Source organism: Bacillus sp. ISL-7 (assembly GCF_018613065.1).
In genome coordinates this window covers 58,244-80,954 of record NZ_JAGGQW010000017.1, presented here as the reverse complement: position 1 = coordinate 80,954, position 22,711 = coordinate 58,244, and the positions used below count along the sequence as shown (strand labels likewise).

Here is a 22,711-nt window from a genome sequence, read left to right as displayed (position 1 = left end):
GGATCGCAATGTGCGTTTCCTCTTTTAATCTGTTCTTTCAATTTAAGTGGTCTCGTCAGTTTCTTTTGACTTCCCCTTACTTTGCTTCTACTTTCCCATAACGGCGAACACGCAACTTTGCCTGCTCTGCATGAGCAGCAAAGTTCTCAAGTTCACAAAGGCGTGCACAGTATTCGCCAATCATGGCTGTTGCTTCAGGTGATACTTTTTGGTAAGTACAAGTTTTGATGAACTTTCCTACCCAAAGTCCGCCAGTATAACGCGCTGCACCTTTCGTTGGAAGTGTATGGTTGGTACCGATTACTTTATCCCCATATGCTACGTTTGTTTCTTTTCCAAGGAACAATGCACCGAAGTTGGTCATGTTCTGACGGAAATATTCTGGATCTTCCGTTAAGATTTGAACATGCTCATATGCCAGTTTGTCGCCTTCTACTACAGCTTCTTCCAAGCTATCAACTAAAATAATAATACCGTTGTCTTCCCATGCGATGCGTGCGATTTCTCCGGTAGGTAGAAGCTTCAATTGACGCTCAATTTCCACTAATGTTTCTTGAGCTAATTTTTCAGATGTTGTAATTAACGCACATGGAGATGTAGGGCCGTGTTCAGCTTGTCCAAGTAAATCAGTTGCCACCATTTCTGCATCTGCAGTTTCATCTGCAATCACAAGTGTTTCAGTTGGGCCGGCTAAAAGGTCAATACCCACTTTACCGAACAATTGGCGTTTTGCTTCTGCAACAAAGGCATTTCCTGGTCCTACCAACATGTCAACAGGTTCAATGGTCTCCGTTCCAAGTGCCATTGCAGCCATGGCTTGGACGCCGCCTAGAAGATAAATTTCATCCGCACCTGCCAATGCCATTGCAGTGATCGTATGGGCTGGAATTTCTCCGTTGATTGGCGGTGTGCATGCGATAACGCGTTTGACGCCAGCTACTTTTGCAGTCAACACACTCATATGTGCGGAAGCAAGCATTGGATAACGTCCCCCTGGGATATAGCAGCCAACGCTGTTTACTGGAATGTTGCGATGTCCTAAAATAACTCCAGGCAATGTTTCAACTTCAAGATCCTGCAACGCTGATTTTTGTGCTTCAGCAAAACGGCGAATGTTGGCTTGTGCAAATTTAATATCTTCAATGTCCTGTTCAGGAATACTCTTGATAATTTCGTCAATTTGTTCTTGTGTCAGGCGGAAACTTTCCGGAGACCATTTATCAAATTTCGCGGATAGTTCACGTACAGCCTCATCCCCGCGTTTTTCCACATCTTCTAAAATCTTTTGTACAGTTTCTCTGACTTGTGCGTCTGCTTGTGCAATATCTGCTTTGCTTTTACCAGTTTTTAAAAATTTAGCCATGATGGCGCCTCCTTATATATGTTGAATACGAATGCAAATACCTAAATAATAATATATAACTCATTTGATAATATGATTTTGCATACGTATTCATAACAATCACATGTTTAGATTAAAACTCTTATTCTATTTTGTCAAGCGCTTTCATATAAAAATTTTCAAATTAATTTAATAGGTTTGTACTTAAACAACGGACAGTAAAAAACCAGCTCTCTTTCAGAGAACTGGTTTAACGTTGTGCGACTGAATTCCTTTCCACAAGGTGCCCTTTAATCGACTTGTTAACGGACAAGCTTTCCGATTCACTTTTTTCACCTAACAGTATCTCAATTGTTGCTTCAATCATTTCATTTACAGGCTGTTTCCACGTTGTTAACGAATAGGCGGACCATGCCGCCATGCTAATATCATCAAAGCCGACAATGGATACATCCTCAGGAATGCGGACTCCCATTTCTTTTGCAGCATCTATCGCTCCGAGTGCCATAATGTCATTGGCACAAAAAATAGCATCCGGAGGATTTTTACTGTTGAAAAGACGGAGGGCAGCCTGATAGGCTTCCTCATAAGTGTACTCGCCATTGTCTGTGATCAAATTATATCCACTTTCCACGAGGGCATTCCGAAATCCTTTTTCCCGATCATGACTGGTTGATGTATTATGAGTTCCAGATATAAAAGCAAAATTGTGATGCCCATTTTCAATTAAATACTTTCCAATCTGATAGCCGCCATCCACGTTATCACAGGCGACCGCATGAAAAAGGGGATCCTGGCTGTATCTATTAAACAAAACAATCGGGATATTATTATCTTTAAAATAGTTGGCCACAGATGAGGTAAAAAGGGCATCTGTGACGACAACCCCTTCCACGTTATATTCTAAAAATTGATTCACTTCATCGCCGCTAAGTTGGTCATTTTCTGCATTAACAAATAAAACGTGATAGCCCCTTCTGCCCAGCTCTCTCGAAAATTTGCTTAGAACTTCAGGATAAAAGGGATTTTTAATATCACCCATGACGATACCGATCATATTGCTTTTTTTGGTGATTAAACTTCTGGCCATTGCATTTGGACGATAGCCCAATTCCCTTGCCGCTTCAAGTACTTTTTTTCGCGTTTCTTCCGATACACTTGCCCCAGGTGTGAACACGCGGGACACAGTGGACTGGGACATCCCTAAATATTTAGCCACGTCAGAGGCCGTAACATTTCTTTGCACAGCCTTTTTCCTCCACGCATATTTTTCCATGATTATATCACAGGTGAGTTCTTATGGTCCAGAAGGTCCTGTTTTAACCATCTGATCAATTCTTTTTCACGCTGTTTGTTCATTTTATTTGAGAATTCAGGAGTCCACTCATAAAAACCTCTCCCATTTTTCTGCCCGTACTTCCCTTCATCGACTAACATTCGCATCGAACCAAGGGAGGCCGGTGCAACGGACAAATCTTGAAAAAGGTAGCTTGATATATTATCAAATACATCCAGTCCGCCCATATCGGCAGTCATAAACGGACCTGTAACCGGGAGGCGCCGGCCGATGCTGTAGCGGACTGCTGCATCAATATCCTCAACCGTTGCGGCACCCATTTCCAATATATTTTGCGCTTCTCTAAACAGAGCATATTGCAATCGATTCACAATTGAACCGAGAATATCTTTTTTTACCTCAATTGGTTTTTTCCCCATTGCCGTTAACAATGCCAATGCCCGCTTGACCGTTGTGTCGGATGTCTTCTCACCGCGAACCACTTCAACCAACGGAATCAAATGGCCAGGATTCCAGAAATGCGTCACGACCATTCGTTCCGGATGAACCATAGATGCTGCAATCGCCGTTGGGCTGAGTCCAGACGTATTGCTTGCCAAAATGACACCTGTTCCACATTGTTCATCAAGTTGCTTATACAAGTCTTGTTTAAGTTCCAAATTCTCAGGAACGGCTTCAATGATAAAGGTGGCATTGCTGATACACTCCTTCATCGAGGCCATGAATACGATCCTGTCTTGAATTTCCTTTTTCCCCGATTCAGTTATTACTTTTTCTGCTGCTAAAACTTCAAGCTTTCCTTGAAGATCCTGTTGTCCACGTTTGATATCCTCTTCACTGATTCCCCAAACCTTAACGAAAAATCCAGCCATAGAGGCGGAAAGCGCAATTGAATGGCCCATTGTCCCTGAACCTAAAATTGATAGTTTTTCCATTACCCAGCTCATTCTCCCTTTTTTGCTAGTTTCATAATTTACCGTTCTAAATAGCGGTCCAGCCCCCATCAACACGGATCGTCTCGCCTGTTATAAAATTAGCCAAATCCGATGCTAAGAATAACACGGCCCCAGTTACATCTGATGGTTGAGCCAATTTTCCAAGCGGAATCCTCGATAACACATCCTGATAAAAAGCTTGGTCGGTAAACATCTTTTGAGTAAACTCTGTTTCGATAAATGTAGGGGCAACGGCATTTACTTTGACATTAAAAGGAGCCCACTCAACCGCCAGTGCTTTTGTTAATTGCACGGCCCCGCCTTTACTGGAACAGTAGGCTGCACGCTTGATATAACCGACAAACGCCATTTGTGATACAATATTGATAATTTTCCCTTTCCCTTGCGGAATCATATATTTTCCTGCCTGCTGCGCACAGAAAAACGTCCCCTTAAGATTGGTATCAATAACGCAGTCCCAATCTTCTTCGGTTACTTCCATCGCAGGCTTCGGAATATTGATGCCAGCATTGTTTACGACCACATCCAGCCCACCAAGATGCTCATTCGCAAAATCTACCATGCTGCGAATACTTTTTACCTGCTGCATATCCGCCTTTACAAAAGAAGATTTTGGATTATAGGTTTGCAGAAGTCCAGCAGTGGAAATAAGGGTCGTTTCATCCCTGCCCGCAATCACTACATCAGCTCCAAGTTTAGCAAAAGCGATGGCTATATCTTTGCCAATTCCTTTGTTTCCACCCGTCACCAGTACCTTTTGACCAACTAACTCACTAAAATATGACATTTTTGACTCTCCTCTTTCGGATGAAAATTAATGCTCCCCTAAAAACTAATTTTCCAAGCTTCCAAACTATGATCCTTTCTATCTTGCAAGAAAAACACCGGAAAAATTCCGGTGTTTTATTTGGCTGAATAATTTATAAAGATGCTTACTTGCTTGCTTCTACTTTCCCGTAACGGCGAACACGCAATTTTGTTTGTTCCGCGTGGGCAGTGAAGTTCTCAAGCTCGCAAAGGCGTGCACAGTATTCACCAATCATGGCTGTTGCTTCCGTATACTTTTTGATAGGTACAAATTTTGTGCATCTGCTTTTGCAATATCTGCTTTACTTTTACCGGTTTTTAAAAATTTTGCCATGATGCCCCCTCCTTTTTTGCATACGTATGCAACCTTTGTTAAAAAAATATTTTATATAACCATCAAACACTGAATAAATTAATGTTTTTCAATATTGTGAGCGTATTCATAACTATATAATCCATGAACCTTTTTAAATTGTCAAGCATTTATTTTTATCTGCTTTTTGCTTAATCTGCATGAACAACCTTTTGGCCAACATTCGTTTCGTTGCACTTTTAGCAACAGCTGCCGCAACCTGCGCTGCTACCCTTGGATCTGGCATTAAGCTCCTCGGTTGTAACCAAATCCGCAATAGCATGAACGGCTGCAATCTTCATTTCCTCGTTAATTTCTTTGGTCCTAACATCTAGTCACCGCGAAAAATTCCGGGAAATACCAGTACATTATTAATTTGATTAGGCAGGTTAGAACGCCCGGTCCCCACTACAAGGGCCCCCGCTTGTTTCGCCTCTTCCGGCATAATTTCCGGTACAGGGTTTGCTAAAGCAAAAATAATCGGATCATGACTCATTAAACATTTCACAATATTACTTGTGGAAAAAGAAAAAAGGCGACCTTCTTCTTGATACAGATAGGTAAGGCTTTGAATTTATCGCCACCTTTTCCCCCTATCCACACCGTACGTGCGACATTCACCGCATACGGCGTTCCAACGTGGGCATTCTTCTTGGCAGGAGTTTTCTGTTTATTAGCAAGATTATTTGTCATTATTATTAAAAAACAACATTCAAGTCAATTAACTAAAAAAGAAATAATGACTATATAGCAATGCACAGAGAGCTAAAACAACTTTACTCTTATCGCATAGGATAAATTATATACCTGGCAAAGTTTTCATAGATTCTAGCGAGCACCTTGTATTCAAGAGAATCTATTTTTTAATTACTAAAGACCTTTTTAATTTTTCTGGTTATCGAACTCATATACAATCTATCCTTTCATAAATAACATCCAGTGTTTTTATTCTTTGCGGGAAGCGCATTACTGATTCTTCTCATTCTATTTACTATGATTGAACCAAAGGCTGAGGAAGCATAATGAAAGGGATTTAATTAAATGGAAGCGTTTCTACAATAGTAGAGGCGCTTTCTTTATGCTAATGGGATCAGGTTGAAGAAAGATTACTTCCATATGACCAAGGGTATCATTAATAAGCATTTAAGCTAAGTCAAAAATACATTTTGGTTGAATAATATAACACGTCGTGTCATATAGAAGAAAAGGCCTCCCAACAGTTTAGAAAACTGATGGAAGGCCTTCTTTTATAGTTGGGTATTCTTTTGTCACCGTTCATCGTGTTTTGTGAAACGAGGACAAGCGAACTATTATATCGGTGCGAACGTTGATATAACAGGGTTATCCCCTTATTACATCATGCCGCCCATTCATTTTGAGATATAATAGAAAGAAATAGTGTATAAAAAAAGGCTCTAAATCAACATTTATAAAAAGTTCGACTTAAATGAATTAAATGAAATATAAAACATCGGAGGACAAACCGGAGGACAAATTCAGGAGTAAAATGTATAAACAACCAACGGTATTTCAAACATAACCCCTTGGCATTAATCCCAAGGGGTATATCAATTATTTCAAACTAATATCGATGTGTTTTTTTAAATGCTTAACAATGTATTTTGCATCTGCTCCGACACCCCGAATGGTTGCTGAGGAAAGAGTTCGTTGTCCTGAAAGACCCACGTAATATAGCCCATCAATCTTATTGCTAATCCCTTTATGTTGCATTGGGTTACCTGAATGATGTATCGCATCTTTTAGTGATGTTAAATGATTAATATTTGGCTTATAACCAGTAGCATAAATAACCGAATCTACTTTTTCCTCTCCGCCATCACTCCACATTACACCTTCTTCTGTATAGTTAGTGAACATCGGCTTACTATCGGGGATTATTTAATATAGCTTCTTTATAGACCCCTGTATCCATAACTGACGTATTCATGGAGAATTTTCTACCATAAGGTAGCGTATCAACACCAGTTACTTTCAACCAGAAATGAATGTCTTTTCCTAAAATTCGCTGTGGTGTATAAGAAATCGGGTTTCTGGTTGCAAGGGACACTCTTGAAACCTGGGCTAATTCATAGGCAATTTGAATCGCAGGATGGGAGTGATGAATATCTTGCTGGAGAAAATAAGGTTAAGCCATCATAATACTTTTGCCAGGAGCCTGCTACCTGTTCGGTTGCCTCAAGAATCAAATACTTTAGTCCCCACTTTTTCAGGTAATACGATGATGCTAATCCTGCTTGACCTCCTCCAATAACTATACAATCGAATGTATTTTCCATATCATCTTCTCCTTACATATCGTTATTTAACGATATGTTTTATTAAAAATAATGAACATATAGTTTTTTCTACACGTCCATTTAGCAACAGGCAATCAATAACTTATTTAGATCTTGCAGTAATTCCATGATTTTGTTTTTGTTTGTGGAATAAAAAACTCCCTTGCCTTCCTTACGGGAAAATAATAATCCTGCTTTTTTTAATATTGTTAATTGCTCAGAAGCTGTTGATTGGCTAATTCCAACCAACTCTGCAACTGGTTTACAGTTACCTCTTTTCTATCCAAAAATAGAAACATTATTTCCTGTCTCTTTTCACTAGCCAAAGCTTTCAAAAAGCTTTGTATTTCATCATTAATCAACGTCAGTTCACCTAAATTCATATCTATTAATTTTGAATTTGTTATGCGGAATAAAAAGGGAAGGAGAGCATGATGCTATCCAATCTTATGAGCAACAAGATGAAGAGTTTTTGATTTCTACTTTTATTGGTTGAGTTGCGCAACATGTTGATTCAGTTTTCATAGTCTCTACATCACCTTTTGTATAAAAGAACTCCCACTCGTTTCCGTCTGGGTCTGTTACCCAAAATTTATCTTGAGTAGCATAGCAACAGGTAACATCCATTTCCTCACGTGCAAAAAAACCTAATTTTTCTAAACGGTCTATATGCTGAAGAACTTCTTCTTGATTTTCCACTTGAAAGCCAAAATGCCCTACCTGGTTTCCTGAAACAGCGTCTTTTAAGTTTAAAGTGAAGTTGAGTCCAGGATCATCAAGTAAAAACTTGGCATAGTCTGGTTTAACCTTTACAGGCTCCGTATTAAATACTTTAGTATAAAACTCAATTGACTATTCTAAATCCGTTACATTGACTCCAATATGCATTTTCATTATTAACAACTCCCTCATGATTTTTTATAAATCAAATATTTTTGATTTATAATCAATAAATCAACTTTTCTTGATTTACAGTTTCAGTATATTAGCACTTTTTTCTAATTACTACCCCTTTATCAAAAAAAATTGATTTTTTATTTGTATCATTTTAGCTTCTCTGAAATATAATAAAATATAAGTTTAAATCAACTTTTTTTGATTTAATCAATTGACACATGAAAATTTTGGATATATCATGAACGTATCAAGTTTATTTGATTAATGAAGTGGGTGATAAAGGTGAAAGAAGAAATTCAATTACAAGATATATCCTTAGATAAAGTGTTTGAAAAATATGAATTAAAATTTAAAGCTATTGCTGATAAAAAAAGACTTCAAATAATGAATATCCTAACTCAGAATGGTTCTATGTGCGTGTGCGATCTCGCTCCCATGATGGATATGGCTCAATCGAAATTGTCTTATCATTTAAAGATATTATTAGATGCCAACCTTATCAAGAAAGAAACAAAGGGCACCTGGAGTTATTATGAATTGAATCAAGAGGAACTTAATCATTTATTGTCCCATGAACTTTGCTGTATCTTTAAACCAACCTGTTGCTAATTTTTTTAGAAATTAAATCAATTTTTTTTGATTAATACATCAATATAATTTGATTAATAGGGGGGAATTAACATGTTTAATGAGTATGAGGTATATCAAATGATGAAATTACGCCAAGAGGAAGTTGAAAGAAAAGCACAAAATGCCTGGAAAATGGAAGATTTTCAAAAGGACACGTTATTTCAAAACCTAGTTAAGAAATTTAAATCGAAACAACAATTAACTATCTTAAAAACAAATTGCGATTGCGTATGCTGTTGTTAGGCACTCGTCCTATAGGAGGTTGCTATTTTGACTGTTAATCATGCCAGTACATTAAAAAAAGAGTATTTTCTTTCCTATATAAACTTAGTTATGATTTCACGAAATTGTTCATTGCAACAAGCAAAGGAATTAACCATTGAATTGTTCTTCAATAACAACATCGAGCAATATGGTAAACAAACTTATGAGAGATTTTTAGATGCTTTTAAACATTTAAGTAAGGGTGAAAATTAACTATTTCATGGGCCTTGTATTTGGCAATAAAATTGCTGTTTATTGCAGTATGTTATTTGAATGTAAAGGCTGAAAATATCCAAGAAATGAATAAAAACTTGCATATTTTCGGCTTTTTTATAATTTGTATACTGAAAAAAGCACTCTTTAGTTTAATTACAATTCTTCACAATCTTTATTTATTCCTTAAATAAGACTATAGTTCCTCTAATTTCTCCAATAATAAATTGGAATTGACATCTAATAATCCCGAAAAAAAAATAAAAGTGCCGCTGTAATAACTCAAAGCGTCACTTTAACAGATTATATCAGTCCCCAAGCAAATAAATAGTAGATATCGAAAATTAGGAAGATAAGCAACAATACAAGTGATAAAAAGATAACTAAAATCACTCGCATGTTGAAGTTTACTGTACACTCCAGCACTTTCTAAAAGGGATTTAGTAGGCATACAACCTTCACATAAACATGTGCCTCCAAGCAGCCCTTAGTCAATAATTGTCACATTATGTCCCTGCTGGGCTGCAGTATAGGCTCCGAGATATCATTCCGATTCCTTTTCTTAATAGGCTGAAAGCGAATTCTAGAGATTCGCTTTTTTGTTATTAACATTTATACAGGTTTCCTGCCTAATTATAGATCTGTTTTATCACAGTAAGAATTAATTGAAAACTATGCCACCATCAGTTAAAATATTTTGCCCCGTAATGTAATTAGAATCGGATGATGCCAAGAAGGAAACTAGATTCGCCACATCTTCAGGAGTTTGAGTACGCCCAAGTGCAATTCCCTCTGCGAATTTTTGGAATGCCTCTCCTTTTTTTGTACCCATATGCTCCATCATTTTCTCATCGAGACGTTCCCACATAGATGTCCCTACAATTCCAGGACAATAAGAATTAACTGTGATTTTATCTTTTGCGAGTTCCTTAGCAGCAACCTGTGTTAAGCCTTTAACAGCAAATTTCGATGCAGAGTATACACCTAACATTTCGAATCCTTCCTGACCAGCTATGCTACAAGCATTAATAATTTTGCCACCAGTTTCTTGCTTTTTCATTTGATTCGCGGCTGCTTGAATGCCGTATATTACACCTTTAACATTTATATCAAAAACACGGTCTACAGCATTTGGGTCTGCTTGAGAAAGTGGGGCTACTTGTCCTTCAATACCAGCATTATTAATAAACACATCAACACTACCAAATGTATCAACTGCTTTTTGAACTAGCGCTACTTGGTCTTCTAATTTAGAAACGTTTCCTATAAATGAAGTTACATTAACAGCTTTTTCTTCAAATTCTTTAACTGCTTCACTTAATGTTGCTTCATTAATATCACTAAGTACAATTGAAAAACCATCTTTTGCTAGACGTTCTGCTAATCCTTTACCAATTCCTTGACCTGAACCAGTGATTACTGCAACTTTTTGTTTAGTCATTATGATTTCCTCCAAAAATGTATTTATTGAATAAAAATTTTACACTCATATTGAAACCCTCTAAATCTTAGGGTTGGGGCCCCGTCCCGAAAGTGCGGATTTACTACGCTAAGCAGCTTGTGACGTTAAAAACGGAATATTTAACAACGATAAGATTTTTGAGACAAGTCATACGAGACATCTAAATGCCTGATTTCATAAAAAAATCTATTAAATCTCAATAGATTAAACCCTATTGATATAAGGTTTTTCTCATACCATTGTAATTTGTCAAAATCCTGACGCTCCCCCCCTGTTTAGTTCAAAATAATCCTATGCAAAAAGAGATTAACAATAGATGGCTATTCATTAACTGTTAATCTCTTTTAATACTTTTATTAGAGAACTAGTAAATAAGGTGTCTCAATATATTTGACTAAGACATTTAGGAATTCTGCTGCTTGAGCACCATCTGCTATTTGATGATCGAAGGTGAGACTAAATGGAATTTTCTTAACGGATTTAACTTTGCCCTCTTCATCTAAGATTAATTCATCCTGGAACGCCCCTACTCCTAAAATACCTGTTTCTGGTGTATTCAAAATAGGTGTAAAGTATTCAATACCACTGGCTCCAAGGTTTGTAATGGTGAATGTTGAGCCAGTTAGTAAATCTCCGCCTGCCTGACCGTTTCTTGCTTTCGTTGATATTTCTTTTATTTCTTTTGCCAGAGTACCGATTGTTTTTTGATGGGCATTCTTAACGACAGGGACTAACAAGCCATCGTCCAAAGAAGTTGCAATGCCTAGATGAACCTCATCAAACTCTGTCAATTTGCCATCCTGGTAGTGAGAATTCATTTTCTTCAAATCTTGTAATGCTAAAACCGTTGCTCTAGCAACCAATACAGTCAAAGTAAGTTTGACATCTAAATCAGCAGACTCAATTTCTTTCCTTAGCACTTGTTGGAAATCAATTAAACGATCAGCATTTGCCTTTCGATGTAACGTTAATTGAGCGGTTTGTCCCAAACTTCTACGCATATTGCGAGCAATCGCTTTTCGCATCGGACGTAGACCTTCACCTACGGATTCATAATTGGCGGCAGGTGTAGCTAGGGCTGCTGCAACTTGTGACTCTGCTTGATAATCGTAACCACCCGCTAAAACACGTTGGATATCTCGTTTTGTAATTCTAGCGTTTCCACCGGTACCCTTAATTAAATCAATATCCAGATTATTTTCGTTAACCATTTTTCTCGCTAATGGAGTAATGAATATCCGGTTACCTTTTACTATCTTTCCTTCGAATTTTTTCATTTTAGCAGGTTGATCAATAGCTTCCGCTTCTACAGGGGCTGTTACTGTTTGCTCAACTCGTAATTCATTCTTTACAACCACTTCGTCTTCTTCTCCAATCACAGCTATTGGAGCACCGACTTCTAGTTGTTCTTCAACCTCCGCATTTTTAATGAGTAAAGTACCCGATATCGGAGCTTCAACTTCTTGGTTTAATTTTTCTGAACTAATCATTAAAACCGCTTCGCCTTCGTTAACAGGATCTCCCACTTCTTTATACCATTCAACAATGGTACCTTCAGTCATCGTCATTCCTAATTTAGGCATTACGATTGTTTCACTCATTTCGCTTCACCTCCTATTTCATTACAAGTTGTTTTTTCAAGTCAGCAATTAACTCTTCTGCAACAGTCAATACTTTTTTTGCATCCGGAATATAGGCCTGTTCCAAATTAAACGCAAATGGTACCGGTGTATTTGGTGCACATACCGTTTTAATCGGACCATCTAAATAATCAAAGGCTTTATCCGCCACTACTGATGCAATATCAGTAGCTGTGTTGTTATGTGGATTTGACTCATCAATAACGATTAGTCTTCCCGTTTTCTTCACCGATTCCAACACAGTTTCTTGATCCCAAGGGGCAACCGTCCTTAAATCAATGACTTCCACTGAGATTCCATCTTTATCTAATGTTTCTGCCACTTCATGGGCTACTCGAACCATTTTACCAATCGCCACAATCGTAAGGTCCGTTCCTTCTCTTGTCACATTGGCTTTACCAATTTCAATTGTATAATATTCTTCAGGCACATCGCCTTTAATGCCATAGAGGGTTTTATCTTCCGAAAAAATGACTACGTTATCGTCTTCAATCGCTGCTAGCATCAACCCTTTTGCGTCATATGGATTGGAGGGAACGACTACTTTAACTCCCGGAATAGAACCGAACATCCCATATAAAGTTTGGGAGTGTTGGGCAGCTGCTCCTGCTCCTGCACCATGTACTGTCCGAACAGTAAGTGGGATTTTTGCTTTTCCGCCAAACATATATCGCATCTTTGCACCTTGATTTAAGATTGGATCTAAAGCAAATCCGATGAAGTCGTTAAACATCAATTCAGAAATGGGACGTAAGCCTGTAGCAGCCGCACCGACTGCTGCACCAAAATATCCGTGTTCTGCGATCGGTGTGTCAATGACACGTCCGCGACCGAACTCTGTAACCATTCCTTTGGATAATCCGAAAACCCCACCAAATGCATCATCATAACGTCCATCGTCTTTGATTAAATGGTCGACTTCAGCACCGCCAGCAACATCCGTACCAATTAAGATAACGGTTTCATCTTTTCTCATTGCTTGTGTCATCGCTTCAGTAATAGCAGTCATAAAAGTTACTTGTCTTTTTGTCATTTTTCATTCCCCCTATTCTTATGCAAATATATCCGTATATAAAGTTTCTAAATCTGGTAGTGGGCTTGCTTCAGCAAAAGCAACTGCTTCTTTGATCGTTTCTTTAGCTTGTGCTTCAATACCATCCGCCTCTTCTGCTGTCATCCAACCATTTTGAAGCGCTTTTTCTCTGAATTCGATAATTGGATCGCGGTCTTTATTTGGATCGTTATCCGTTTTGTATTTTTGTTCGTCCCCTTCAAAGTGACCATATTTCCGGTATGTATCACATTCAATTAGGGTAGGACCGTTACCTGACTTTGCCCTTTCGATGGCTTCTTTTGTAGCATTGTAAACAGCCTCAACATCCATACCATCCACACGTACACCAGGCATATTATAAGATGATGCTCTTTCAGAAACGGTTTCAGATGCACTTGCATATCTAAAAGGTGTACCCTCACCAAATTGGTTATTTTCACAAACAAAAATGACCGGTAAGTCTAAAATAGAAGCTAGATTTAGACCTTCATGGAATGTTCCTTCGTTTGACGCTCCATCACCAAAGAAGCAAACCGCGACATTGTCTTTTCCTAGAGTCTTAATGCTAAGAGCTGCACCAGCTGCTAAGCCGAAACCACCCCCAACAATTCCATTGGCGCCTAGCATTCCTTTACCAACATCGGCAACATGCATGGATCCACCTTTTCCTCCGCCTAAGCCATCTTTTTTACCCATAATCTCTGCCATCATGCCTTTGATATCACAACCTTTTGCAATCGCATGTCCATGTCCACGGTGGGTACTGGTAATATAATCTTCATCATCTAATAATGCCATTACTCCTGTTGCAACAGCCTCTTCTCCTGCATACAAATGGACAAATCCTGGAATTAAACCTTTTCCGAAAGTACGATGCACATCTTCTTCAAAAAACCTAATCTCATTCATCTTTTGATAAATCCAAAGGACTTCTTTCTTTTCCATTTATTATTCCTCCCTTTTGTTGTTTACATATGAATTGCTTGTTTAAGTAGAGCGTTTGCATTTTCCCCAATCGCTTCAGAAATGGCAGGATGGGCATGCACCATGCTTGCTAGTTCATTCATCGTGCCTTCTGAGTGCTTAATGGCCAAAATTTCTCCAATTAACTCTGTTGCATTCGCCCCAACAATAACGGCACCTAGTATTTCGTCATATTGATGATCCGAGATAATTTTGATAAATCCTTCCGTTTCCCCCATCGCAATGGCTTTCGCGTTTCCTGCAAGGTTAGATGTGGTTATTTTTACATCATAACCGGCATTCTTGGCTTGTTCTTCATTGAGCCCGAACGAAGCGATTTCAGGATGTGTATAGACACATCTAGGAATTTCCGTTTGATCTAGAGGTTGAGGATGATCGCCATTCATGGCATGAACCGCAATGAGACCTTCGGCACTTGCTGCATGTGCCAATTGATAGCCTCCTACCAAATCTCCAACTGCATAAACGTGTTTTTTGCTAGTTTCATAATCATCATTAACTGCCACAAACTTGTTCGATACATCCATTTTTAGGTTAAGTTCTTGTGCCAATTCAATATTTGGTTTTCTTCCAGTTGCCACCAAAAGAGTGTCAAATGAGATTTCTTGATCCGCTAAAATGACCTTCCCTTTTTGTACTTCCTGGATTTTGGCTTTTATAATGGTTTGTATATTTTTCTTTTGTAACTGCTTTTTAATGATTTTTCGTGCGTCAAGGTCTTCAGTTAATAGAATGTCAGGAGCTACTTCGATAATGGTCACCTTTGTTCCTAGTGGGGCCATTGCGAAAGCTAACTCTATTGAAATGACCCCTCCCCCAATGATCGTCATGGACTTTGGTAGTTCCTTCAAGTCAAAGAATGAATCGGTAGTGTGGTAGTTTATTTTATCCAAACCTTTAATAGGAGGGATAAAAGGTGTGCTTCCTGTTGCTAATAAAATATCTTTACCTTTGATTTTGACGTCTCCAATGGAAACAACTAAAGCATCCGAAATTGACGCTTCTCCTTGAAAAAGGGTAATGTCGTTTTTCTTTAACAGATGCTGAACACCACCAGTCAAAGTCTGTACGACTTGATCTTTACGTTTCATTAATTTTGGAAAATCAATCGATAATTCACCGGTTTTAATTCCCCAGCTATTTGCCCTTTGAATTTCTTCAACCATTTCACTATGCCTCAATAATGCCTTTGAAGGAATGCAACCGACATTCAGACATGTTCCGCCTATTTTCTTTCTTTCGACGATCGCTACCTTCTTGCCCAATTGTGCAGCCCGAATGGCGGGAACATATCCCCCGGGTCCTGCACCAATGATAACTACATCAAATTCTTTCATTTCTTTTCATCACCTTGCTTTCGTCTTAAAGTGAAAGTTAATTACACTCATATATAATGCAAGTGGCGTGCCAACTTTTATAAAATAGATAAAAACGCTGTCATAACAATGTGGTTCCTCTTCCTTTGTATTTTCACTCATCTTTAAATTTTGTATCAATGAGACGGATTGTGTCTCACTTGTCTCACTGTCTCTAGACAAAAAATCCTCCAATTTATCCTTCTCAACTGAGAGTGGTATAAATTGGAGGATTTTTCTAAATTTTGCTCTTTACTTTTTTGCTATTCCAATCTTCAGCAGTCAGCTGATACTGTTTGATTTTTCGATACATGGTAGCGCGAGAAATATCAAGGATTTTTGCGGCGTTTGTGACATTTCCATCCTCCTTAATAATCGCTTCAATGAGTCTTACCTTTTCGTCTTCTACTACCGGGCCTTTAATCAATTCTGGAGGTAGGTCGAATGGGGATAGGTTATTTCCTTCCATATTAAAAAGAGATTGTTGAACGACATTTTTTAATTCCCTAATATTCCCTGGCCAATGATATTGTGTCAGGTACTGCATGGTATCTGCTTGTACTACAATGTCACGTTTTCCAAATTCTCCACTCATTTTTTTTATGAAGTGATGGACCAATGCAGGGACATCGCCGATTCTTTCACGTAAAGCAGGAATTCTCAATTGGATCACACGAAGACGATACAATAGATCCTCGCGAAATTCACCTTTTTGTACAGCTTCCTTTAAATTTTTATGAGTAGCCGCAATGACACGTACATCAAGCGGTATCAGTTTGTCCCCGCCCAGTCTGGTGACCACCCTTTCTTCCAATAACCGAAGCAGGTGGACTTGCAAATCCAACGGCATATCTCCAATTTCATCAAGGAAAATCGTACCTCCCTGAGCCAATTCAAACTTTCCGGGGCTTCCTTTCGATTTAGCTCCGGTGAATGCACCTGGTTCATAACCGAATAATTCACTTTCAAGCAATCCATGTGGAACTGCTCCACAGTTAATCGCTACAAAAGGTTTATTACTACGATTGCTCGCTTGATGGATCGACTGTGCAAAAAGCTCCTTACCCGTCCCTGTTTCACCTGAGAGAAAAAGAGTGGAATCAATTAACGATGCTTTTCGTGCTTTTTTTACGACATCTGTAAATTCCTTTGAGGAACCTATCATATCGTCAAAACTATAGCGTGTTCTATTCGAATGGGTTGAACGAGTTATTGTAGGTTTTTGCGATATTAATGTTGGAGATTCCGTATTTTTTCTAAAAAATATAACAGCCCCCAAATTTTCAGTCTGGAAAGTGACAGGATAAATGGAGCAAATGAATTTTTGCTTATTTTTATCCATACTTACTTCTTCTCTCAGAATTTGCTGTCCATTTTGCAAAACAAAATCTATGAGACTATCTAATTTAGGGATATTTTTAAGGGTTTGAATTTTGCTTAGAATGGAATGTGATCTAGCAGCAACATTTTTATCCACAATACTTTTATCGCCATTTACAATAAATACAGCATCTTCTACACCTTCCAAAGCAGTGTTTAAAAATAAATGATTACTCATTGCATATTTAAAAAAATAATGATTAATAGACTTAGAAATATTTTTCGCTTCTGAAACGATGTACTCAATCTTTTGTGAATTCATCCGATTTTCGTATCCTGCAATATTCATAATTCCAAGCAGATCATTTGTAAATGGATATAAAATAGGGAAAGCTACACAAAACCAATCATGATTTTTTTCACAATAATGTTCCGAAAACAAAACTTGGGAGAACTGTTTCTTTTTTAGCACAAGCCCAACCGCATTTGTTCCTGCCGATTGCTCACTCCAAGTTCCACCATTAAAAATATTTATCTTCTCCGCCTTTTTCAAAACATTCCTTTCACCGCTTGAAAGTAAAACAGTACCGTGATTATCTGCAATGGAAAACATTGTTTTAGATTCAATTAAAATATCGGATAAGTTATTTATTTTTGGTGTAGCATAAGTAAGTAATTCTTCATTTTTCACGAGTCGATCTTTCAATTCGTTCTCGTTAATAATATCTTGAATTCTGTTTTGAAAAGGACTGATGCCTAGTTTCTTTGAATTCTCCCAGGAATCAATGATGTCATCACTTACGCCATCACCAGTATATTGTCCCAACTCCTGGAATCGTTTCCAAAGTTGATTAATAGAAGGATTATAATCTATGGGTCTAACTAACTCTCTTGTAAGTTTATGTTTCATTTAAATGCCCTCCATAACATAACTTTGCTAATTCTTCACATAAATTTTTTTTCTTCTTCTATTTGGTCCAAGATATTATTATTCACTTTTCTCAAATTATCATATAAAGCAAAAATACCGCAAATGAAAGGCCTAGTATCTGTTAATTCTTTCTCTCTTTCTGCAGATGTCTGTGTCTCATTTTCTCCCGAAATTTCTTCTTTCGGCTCGATACCTATATTCAAATCAATTTGTTTAGGCTCATCTAATATATCGAAGCTGCTAGTTTCTTTGATTTCACTTCAAGTCTAAATTCTTTCATCCGATGAAAGCATATTCCTCCTCCGTTCAGTTATTTAATTACCTTGAATCCTACAAGCCAGTTTTCCATTAATCTTTTGTACTCTGAGTAACCCCATTAATAATTTATCAATAAATACTACAAATACCTCTAGCCTTTCTTTGAAAATATCAATAACACTTATGGTGAAAAATCCATCACAGTATCCTTTTTACTGTTGTGTTTAAGAATTTCTACAATATCCTCTTGATTCCCTGCTTATAAATATCATCGTATTCCTCCTACACTTTAACTTTTTCTTTTCTCAATTCTTTTGATTAATAGAGAATACGGTGTTTCCAATGGAATTTTACACCCTCCAATCTTTTCCGGTTTAGTGAGCAAGGCATGATAGGATCGTTGTTCCAGGATTTCTTGAAGAGCAGCCAATTAATTGGGCCGGATATTAAATCCTCTGAAACTTTGCTCTTGATCATCAGTATATAAGACGAGAGATAATTTTTGATTCTCATCATAAGTTCTCCTCCTTTTCAACCTACATCAGAGGCCAAGCTTTACATTCAAAATGGAGTTCCTAACTCCATTAAAATTAAGAATTAGTTAAGTTTGATAATTTAAGATAATAAACATGAAGTGAAAAACTTTTTCACTGACCCCCTTTTATATATTGTTTGAAGCCCTTAAGAACTGTTCTTAAGGGCTATTTTTTCTCCATGTTGTATGCACCTCTCTCACACCAACAACTGTTTTGTGACACAAAAAAAGGGACGTTCTCACTTAGGCATGGAACGTTCTTTTACATTACAGGAAAGATGAAGACTCATCTTCGTCACCACAACAATTTGCTACATCTTGCTATAGACGATCAACGTCTCTTGTAGGCGTTCAACGTCTCTTGAAAAGGTTGAAAAAAATCATCTGTAGCTATAATAATCATATGGAACAATATTCAATTTTGGTATCTTAACCCGAATAAGGTGGGCAAAATATTTACTATATTTAAGCCCAACTGGCTTTCATACTCTGAATTTGGTTTTTCGTTATTAATCTCTTGGCAAAAGTTAGACCTGGAGGTGCTACATAAAAGTCTCCTGTTTAAAAGCTTAAGATGGGTTTAAATTAAATATAAGAAGATCCCTATTTTATTTAGGATGTTGGAGATTTGCATTCTAGCGCATTTATCTTTTCTTTTATGTACAACCATACATGTAAATTCGTTGTAGGTTAATTGTTTGATTATTCAAGAAAAAAGATTATATATACAAATATTTGTCTATTCTTTTAAAAAGATCATTTATTGTTAAAGATTCACTATCGGCTTACCTTTTATCTCTGAGTTTTAATATTCATATTAAATAATGTTATATTTAATAATAATAATGTCATATTCTATAACATTAATAATAACAACAATTATATAATTTATGAGATTAATAACATATATGTCAAAATATATATTATTAATCTTTTGAAGAAAATTAATATTCAATCGTTCCCTAGCTTGAATAGATCAAAGTCAATCCATTGCAAGGAATAAAATTTCTTCATAAATACAAAAAGTCTCGAAAATAATTTTCGAAACTTTTTTGATCTATTATGAATGAGTAAAATTTTATAGAAACACACAGTTTTGAAGACTCCATGCCCTAATTGCAAATGAATGGCTGTTTAAAAAATCAGAAGAATGCCCGCCAAATCAACATCAAATGAATTTTTAATGAGAAGTATCACTAGTATTTATCTAATTACATCACTTGTATTGATATCAAATCCACTAGTTTTAGTATATCTGATTCTCTCATTTCTTTATATAGTATCCTTAAAAATTGCTCCCAAGTTTTATCCATGTCTCACAGACTTTTTATTTCTCAATTCGGTGTTATATACTTTCTATTTTAATATAAAAATTGGATAAGTTCATTTCCTACTAGTTCCTTTTCATTATTATCACAATAATCTATTCCTTTTCCGTATAAGAAGCAGAAGCAGATTCTTCTTTTCAACTAACTTCCAAATATTGTTTTTATTTAATTTATTAACTTACAAGTCAATTTAATTCGCATTTCAGTTATGGTTTGGGAAAAATTCTCCATAAAGATTATTCTGACTTGCATCCTGAAATAGCACCTATGCTAGGAAACCACTAAAAAAAGCCTTGATAAACGTTACCAAGGCTATGTTATGATGCTATATGTGGGACTCTACCCCTATCCCGTCAAGGTTGTAAAGTCAAGCGATTACAAATTGTAGGTTTGAAAATGTTGATATAATAAACTGGTTAAAATGGTAACGGACTTCTTCTATCTGTATGGGAACAATAATAGCTTTGAAATACTTATCTTGCAGGTCTTCTTGGAGTATCCAAATATTTTTGTCACCTTTTGATAAACCTCTATTGTTTTTCCATCAACAGATAATATAAATACAGGGTTAACTTATCCCGTTCATTTTCTTTTAAACTATAAAGTTCTTTTTAATAATTCATCCGAAGAATCAGGAATTGGAAACAGTTCTGATAACCTTTTTATTTTTCCATCGACATCTTTAAATACAATGTGATCACGAGTGAATTCACGGGGGCTATCAATGCCACAAGCCGCAGCTAAGGCAAACAAACCTTGACGTACATTAATGATGTAGTTCATGACTCGCCATTTCTTTTCCTCTAGCACAAGTGCTTCTTGATATTTTGGATCGGTGGTCGTTACGCCCGTAGGGCATTTACCTGTATGGCATTGAAGAGCCATTATACAGCCGTTAGCAATCATAAATCCTCGCGCAGAGTTCACGGCATCTGCACCGATCGCAAGGGCAATAGCAATTTTATCGGCTGAAATTAACTTTCCTGAAGCAAAAATTTTCAGCTTATTTCGTAGACCAAACTGATAGGCCTTATCAACAACCGCAATTAAAGCAGGATATAAAGGAAGCCCCATTGTATCTGCCATTGATTTGTAAGTGGCGCCTGTTCCACCTTCTCCGCCATCAACCGTAATAAAGTCCGGATAAATCCTAAGATTATTCATGGCCTCGAAAAATTTATCCAAGCTGGATGGATATCCAACGACAATTTTGATTCCGACAGGTTTTCCACCTTCATCTTGCAGCATTTTGATAAACTGCAACGTTTCGAGCACATTATGCAAAAATGGAAAGCGATTTGGTGAATTAATGGTTTTCCCCACTGGAACTTTACGAATGTTTGCTACCTTCGTTGTAACCTTTGACCCCTCCAGATGTCCGCCACGGATTTTTGCTCCTTGGCCGAATTTAAGCTCAAATGCTTTTATATTCGGCTCCTGGGCTTTAAACTTAAATTCATCAATAGAAAAATTCCCCTCATCATCGCGAAAACCAAATAAACCAGGGCCAATTTGAGCGACCACATCTACACCACTTTCTAAATGCTCTGGTGCAACTCCGCCCTCCCCCGTATTAATCCATGAACCGCCTGCCAAACGGCTGCCATGACCTGTTGAAAGTATATAGTTTTCGCCGACTGCTCCGTAAGATGTGGCAGAGGCACCAAATGGACCGCGAAGTCTCCATGGAAATTTCCGATCACCGCCAACGATTATGGCATCTTCCTCATGGTAAAGCCAACGTGTTGTTTGGTCCTTTTCAAGCTGTTCGTGACGAGTAAACAATCCTTCATGATCGATTTTATATTTCATGGAATGGACTTTTTCTTGATTGCCAACCCTTAATTCTTCATTTAATAGGGGAAACAAACCATTCGCAATATAATAACCAGGCTTATCAAAGTCACGTTTGGAACCGAAGCTTAAAAGGTCACTTCGATATTTGGCAGAAAAAACAATCCCTAAAAAATCTGTTCGTGAAAATGGTTTGCCACTATTGTCATCATCAAACCAATATTGCCTGAATTCCGGGCCAATCTTTTCTAACAAGTAGCGCATCCATCCCAAATAAGGGTGTGCTCTGATAATCGAATGCTGTGGTTTCTTTGCTAAAAAATTTAACCACAAAAGCAAGGCAATCGGTCCTACAATAAACACAATCAATAGAAAGATAAAAATAGTCCATACCATCAAACAATCCCTCCTTTTCTAACTAATATTGAGACAAGATCCGCAATTCTGATGCTGGGCGGTTATTTTTTCATTACTAATATGTTTATTTAAAACTATCCTTTATGTTGCCTGATATTTATCTCAGATTGTATTTTCTCAAGCTAGAGATAATTAGCAAGATATTTTACTCGAAGATTTCTTTTTACTGTCCTACTGGCATTTCTTGGACTTAAAGTTCCATTAATACTGAGTGATGAGCATTCTTCTGCACCACAAATATCGTATGCATCAAGAAAAATAGTCACTTTTAATTCTTTTACTTCTGCTCAAGTTTATTTCCACTCTCTTTTAGCCCTTTTTAATAGTTAATAATTTGTTCCACTCATACGAAAAACGACCGCAAGCTCTTAATCAAGCTCGAGGTCGTTTTTCGGTTGTCCTTTATTTGATCGATGCTTCATAAATTTTGTATTTGGACAGCATCGATCGACTTTCAGAAAAGGCACAATGCCTTTCTTCTCCCATAGATAATCAGAGGGCGTCGAGTTAGGAAGCCTATGTTCAAGTCAATGCGACCTGCCTTTTGTTTGTCTTCATAATATCAGTGTCATTATTAA

Annotated in this window: 19 protein-coding genes and 2 pseudogenes; 3 read left to right on the top strand and 18 right to left on the bottom strand. The window is 37.3% G+C overall.

The window, feature by feature from the left end:
* Window positions 1–76 precede the first annotated feature (76 nt).
* From hisD to J7E66_RS04630, 10 genes and pseudogenes are all read right to left on the bottom strand, one after another.
* On the bottom strand, window positions 77–1,363 hold the full coding sequence (gene hisD / locus J7E66_RS04670; RefSeq protein WP_214998247.1) for a histidinol dehydrogenase: 1,287 nt from the start codon (window positions 1,361–1,363) through the stop codon (window positions 77–79).
* Between the two features lie 229 nt (window positions 1,364–1,592).
* A complete protein-coding gene (locus tag J7E66_RS04665) occupies window positions 1,593–2,588 on the bottom strand; it encodes a LacI family DNA-binding transcriptional regulator (protein WP_308162465.1) in 996 nt (331 codons plus the stop codon).
* A gap of 32 nt (window positions 2,589–2,620) precedes the next feature.
* Window positions 2,621–3,574: a 3-hydroxyacyl-CoA dehydrogenase family protein gene (locus J7E66_RS04660; RefSeq protein ID WP_251032762.1), complete on the bottom strand. Its 954-nt coding sequence runs from the start codon at window positions 3,572–3,574 to the stop codon at window positions 2,621–2,623.
* Between the two features lie 46 nt (window positions 3,575–3,620).
* A complete protein-coding gene (locus J7E66_RS04655; RefSeq protein WP_214998244.1) occupies window positions 3,621–4,382 on the bottom strand; it encodes an SDR family NAD(P)-dependent oxidoreductase in 762 nt (253 codons plus the stop codon).
* Between the two features lie 487 nt (window positions 4,383–4,869).
* Window positions 4,870–5,250 (bottom strand): annotated as a pseudogene (locus J7E66_RS04650) (malic enzyme-like NAD(P)-binding protein); the annotation flags it as partial.
* A gap of 1,076 nt (window positions 5,251–6,326) precedes the next feature.
* On the bottom strand, window positions 6,327–6,602 hold the full coding sequence (locus J7E66_RS32555; protein ID WP_308162464.1) for a hypothetical protein: 276 nt from the start codon (window positions 6,600–6,602) through the stop codon (window positions 6,327–6,329).
* A gap of 239 nt (window positions 6,603–6,841) precedes the next feature.
* Complete coding sequence (locus tag J7E66_RS32550) at window positions 6,842–7,051, bottom strand: NAD(P)-binding domain-containing protein (protein ID WP_308162463.1); 210 nt, start codon at window positions 7,049–7,051, stop codon at window positions 6,842–6,844.
* An 81-nt stretch (window positions 7,052–7,132) separates the two neighbouring features.
* Window positions 7,133–7,300, bottom strand: a complete 168-nt coding sequence (locus tag J7E66_RS32765) for an ArsR/SmtB family transcription factor (protein WP_214998243.1) — start codon at window positions 7,298–7,300, stop codon at window positions 7,133–7,135.
* Window positions 7,261–7,413, bottom strand: coding sequence for a hypothetical protein (locus J7E66_RS04635; protein ID WP_214998273.1), 153 nt, complete (start codon window positions 7,411–7,413; stop codon window positions 7,261–7,263). Before J7E66_RS04635 ends, J7E66_RS32765 begins: the two co-directional genes overlap by 40 nt.
* A gap of 85 nt (window positions 7,414–7,498) precedes the next feature.
* A complete protein-coding gene (locus J7E66_RS04630; RefSeq protein ID WP_308162468.1) occupies window positions 7,499–7,900 on the bottom strand; it encodes an ArsI/CadI family heavy metal resistance metalloenzyme in 402 nt (133 codons plus the stop codon).
* 330 nt (window positions 7,901–8,230) lie between these two features.
* Here J7E66_RS04630 and J7E66_RS04625 point away from each other — a divergent pair, with 330 nt between their 5' ends.
* From J7E66_RS04625 to J7E66_RS04615, 3 genes are all read left to right on the top strand, one after another.
* Window positions 8,231–8,557, top strand: coding sequence for an ArsR/SmtB family transcription factor (locus J7E66_RS04625; RefSeq protein ID WP_308162462.1), 327 nt, complete (start codon window positions 8,231–8,233; stop codon window positions 8,555–8,557).
* 72 nt (window positions 8,558–8,629) lie between these two features.
* A complete protein-coding gene (locus J7E66_RS04620) occupies window positions 8,630–8,821 on the top strand; it encodes a hypothetical protein (protein ID WP_214998241.1) in 192 nt (63 codons plus the stop codon).
* A gap of 27 nt (window positions 8,822–8,848) precedes the next feature.
* Window positions 8,849–9,055, top strand: coding sequence for a hypothetical protein (locus tag J7E66_RS04615; RefSeq protein WP_214998240.1), 207 nt, complete (start codon window positions 8,849–8,851; stop codon window positions 9,053–9,055).
* Between the two features lie 385 nt (window positions 9,056–9,440).
* Here J7E66_RS04615 and J7E66_RS04610 read toward each other — a convergent pair.
* From J7E66_RS04610 to J7E66_RS04575, 8 genes and pseudogenes are all read right to left on the bottom strand, one after another.
* Window positions 9,441–9,560, bottom strand: a pseudogene (locus tag J7E66_RS04610) (hypothetical protein); the annotation flags it as partial.
* 156 nt (window positions 9,561–9,716) lie between these two features.
* Window positions 9,717–10,496, bottom strand: a complete 780-nt coding sequence (locus J7E66_RS04605; RefSeq protein ID WP_214998239.1) for an acetoin reductase — start codon at window positions 10,494–10,496, stop codon at window positions 9,717–9,719.
* 377 nt (window positions 10,497–10,873) lie between these two features.
* Window positions 10,874–12,118 (bottom strand): dihydrolipoamide acetyltransferase family protein, encoded by a 1,245-nt coding sequence (locus J7E66_RS04600; protein ID WP_214998238.1) that lies wholly within the window; start codon window positions 12,116–12,118, stop codon window positions 10,874–10,876.
* Window positions 12,119–12,131: 13 nt separating this feature from the next.
* Window positions 12,132–13,190 (bottom strand): alpha-ketoacid dehydrogenase subunit beta, encoded by a 1,059-nt coding sequence (locus J7E66_RS04595; protein ID WP_214998237.1) that lies wholly within the window; start codon window positions 13,188–13,190, stop codon window positions 12,132–12,134.
* A gap of 18 nt (window positions 13,191–13,208) precedes the next feature.
* Window positions 13,209–14,156 carry a thiamine pyrophosphate-dependent dehydrogenase E1 component subunit alpha gene (locus J7E66_RS04590; protein WP_214998236.1) on the bottom strand — a complete coding sequence of 316 codons (948 nt, stop codon included), beginning with the start codon at window positions 14,154–14,156 and terminating at the stop codon, window positions 13,209–13,211.
* A 23-nt stretch (window positions 14,157–14,179) separates the two neighbouring features.
* Complete coding sequence (gene lpdA, locus J7E66_RS04585) at window positions 14,180–15,532, bottom strand: dihydrolipoyl dehydrogenase (RefSeq protein WP_214998235.1); 1,353 nt, start codon at window positions 15,530–15,532, stop codon at window positions 14,180–14,182.
* 256 nt (window positions 15,533–15,788) lie between these two features.
* Window positions 15,789–17,780: a sigma-54-dependent Fis family transcriptional regulator gene (locus tag J7E66_RS04580; RefSeq protein ID WP_214998234.1), complete on the bottom strand. Its 1,992-nt coding sequence runs from the start codon at window positions 17,778–17,780 to the stop codon at window positions 15,789–15,791.
* Window positions 17,781–20,519: 2,739 nt separating this feature from the next.
* A complete protein-coding gene (locus J7E66_RS04575; protein ID WP_214998233.1) occupies window positions 20,520–22,112 on the bottom strand; it encodes an FMN-binding glutamate synthase family protein in 1,593 nt (530 codons plus the stop codon).
* Window positions 22,113–22,711: the final 599 nt, after the last annotated feature.

What these genes read in the sequence shown, in the direction of transcription:
- hisD (WP_214998247.1), bottom strand. Translation starts at nt 1,363, where the DNA reads ATGGCTAAATTTTTAAAAACTGGTAAAAGCAAAGCAGATATTGCACAA.
- J7E66_RS04660 (WP_251032762.1), bottom strand. Translation starts at nt 3,574, where the DNA reads ATGGAAAAACTATCAATTTTAGGTTCAGGGACAATGGGCCATTCAATT.
- J7E66_RS04655 (WP_214998244.1), bottom strand. Translation starts at nt 4,382, where the DNA reads ATGTCATATTTTAGTGAGTTAGTTGGTCAAAAGGTACTGGTGACGGGT.
- J7E66_RS32555 (WP_308162464.1), bottom strand. Translation starts at nt 6,602, where the DNA reads ATGTGGAGTGATGGCGGAGAGGAAAAAGTAGATTCGGTTATTTATGCT.
- J7E66_RS32550 (WP_308162463.1), bottom strand. Translation starts at nt 7,051, where the DNA reads ATGGAAAATACATTCGATTGTATAGTTATTGGAGGAGGTCAAGCAGGA.
- J7E66_RS04620 (WP_214998241.1), top strand. Translation starts at nt 8,630, where the DNA reads ATGTTTAATGAGTATGAGGTATATCAAATGATGAAATTACGCCAAGAG.
- J7E66_RS04605 (WP_214998239.1), bottom strand. Translation starts at nt 10,496, where the DNA reads ATGACTAAACAAAAAGTTGCAGTAATCACTGGTTCAGGTCAAGGAATT.
- J7E66_RS04600 (WP_214998238.1), bottom strand. Translation starts at nt 12,118, where the DNA reads ATGAGTGAAACAATCGTAATGCCTAAATTAGGAATGACGATGACTGAA.
- J7E66_RS04595 (WP_214998237.1), bottom strand. Translation starts at nt 13,190, where the DNA reads ATGACAAAAAGACAAGTAACTTTTATGACTGCTATTACTGAAGCGATG.
- J7E66_RS04590 (WP_214998236.1), bottom strand. Translation starts at nt 14,156, where the DNA reads ATGGAAAAGAAAGAAGTCCTTTGGATTTATCAAAAGATGAATGAGATT.
- lpdA (WP_214998235.1), bottom strand. Translation starts at nt 15,532, where the DNA reads ATGAAAGAATTTGATGTAGTTATCATTGGTGCAGGACCCGGGGGATAT.
- J7E66_RS04580 (WP_214998234.1), bottom strand. Translation starts at nt 17,780, where the DNA reads ATGAAACATAAACTTACAAGAGAGTTAGTTAGACCCATAGATTATAAT.
- J7E66_RS04575 (WP_214998233.1), bottom strand. Translation starts at nt 22,112, where the DNA reads ATGGTATGGACTATTTTTATCTTTCTATTGATTGTGTTTATTGTAGGA.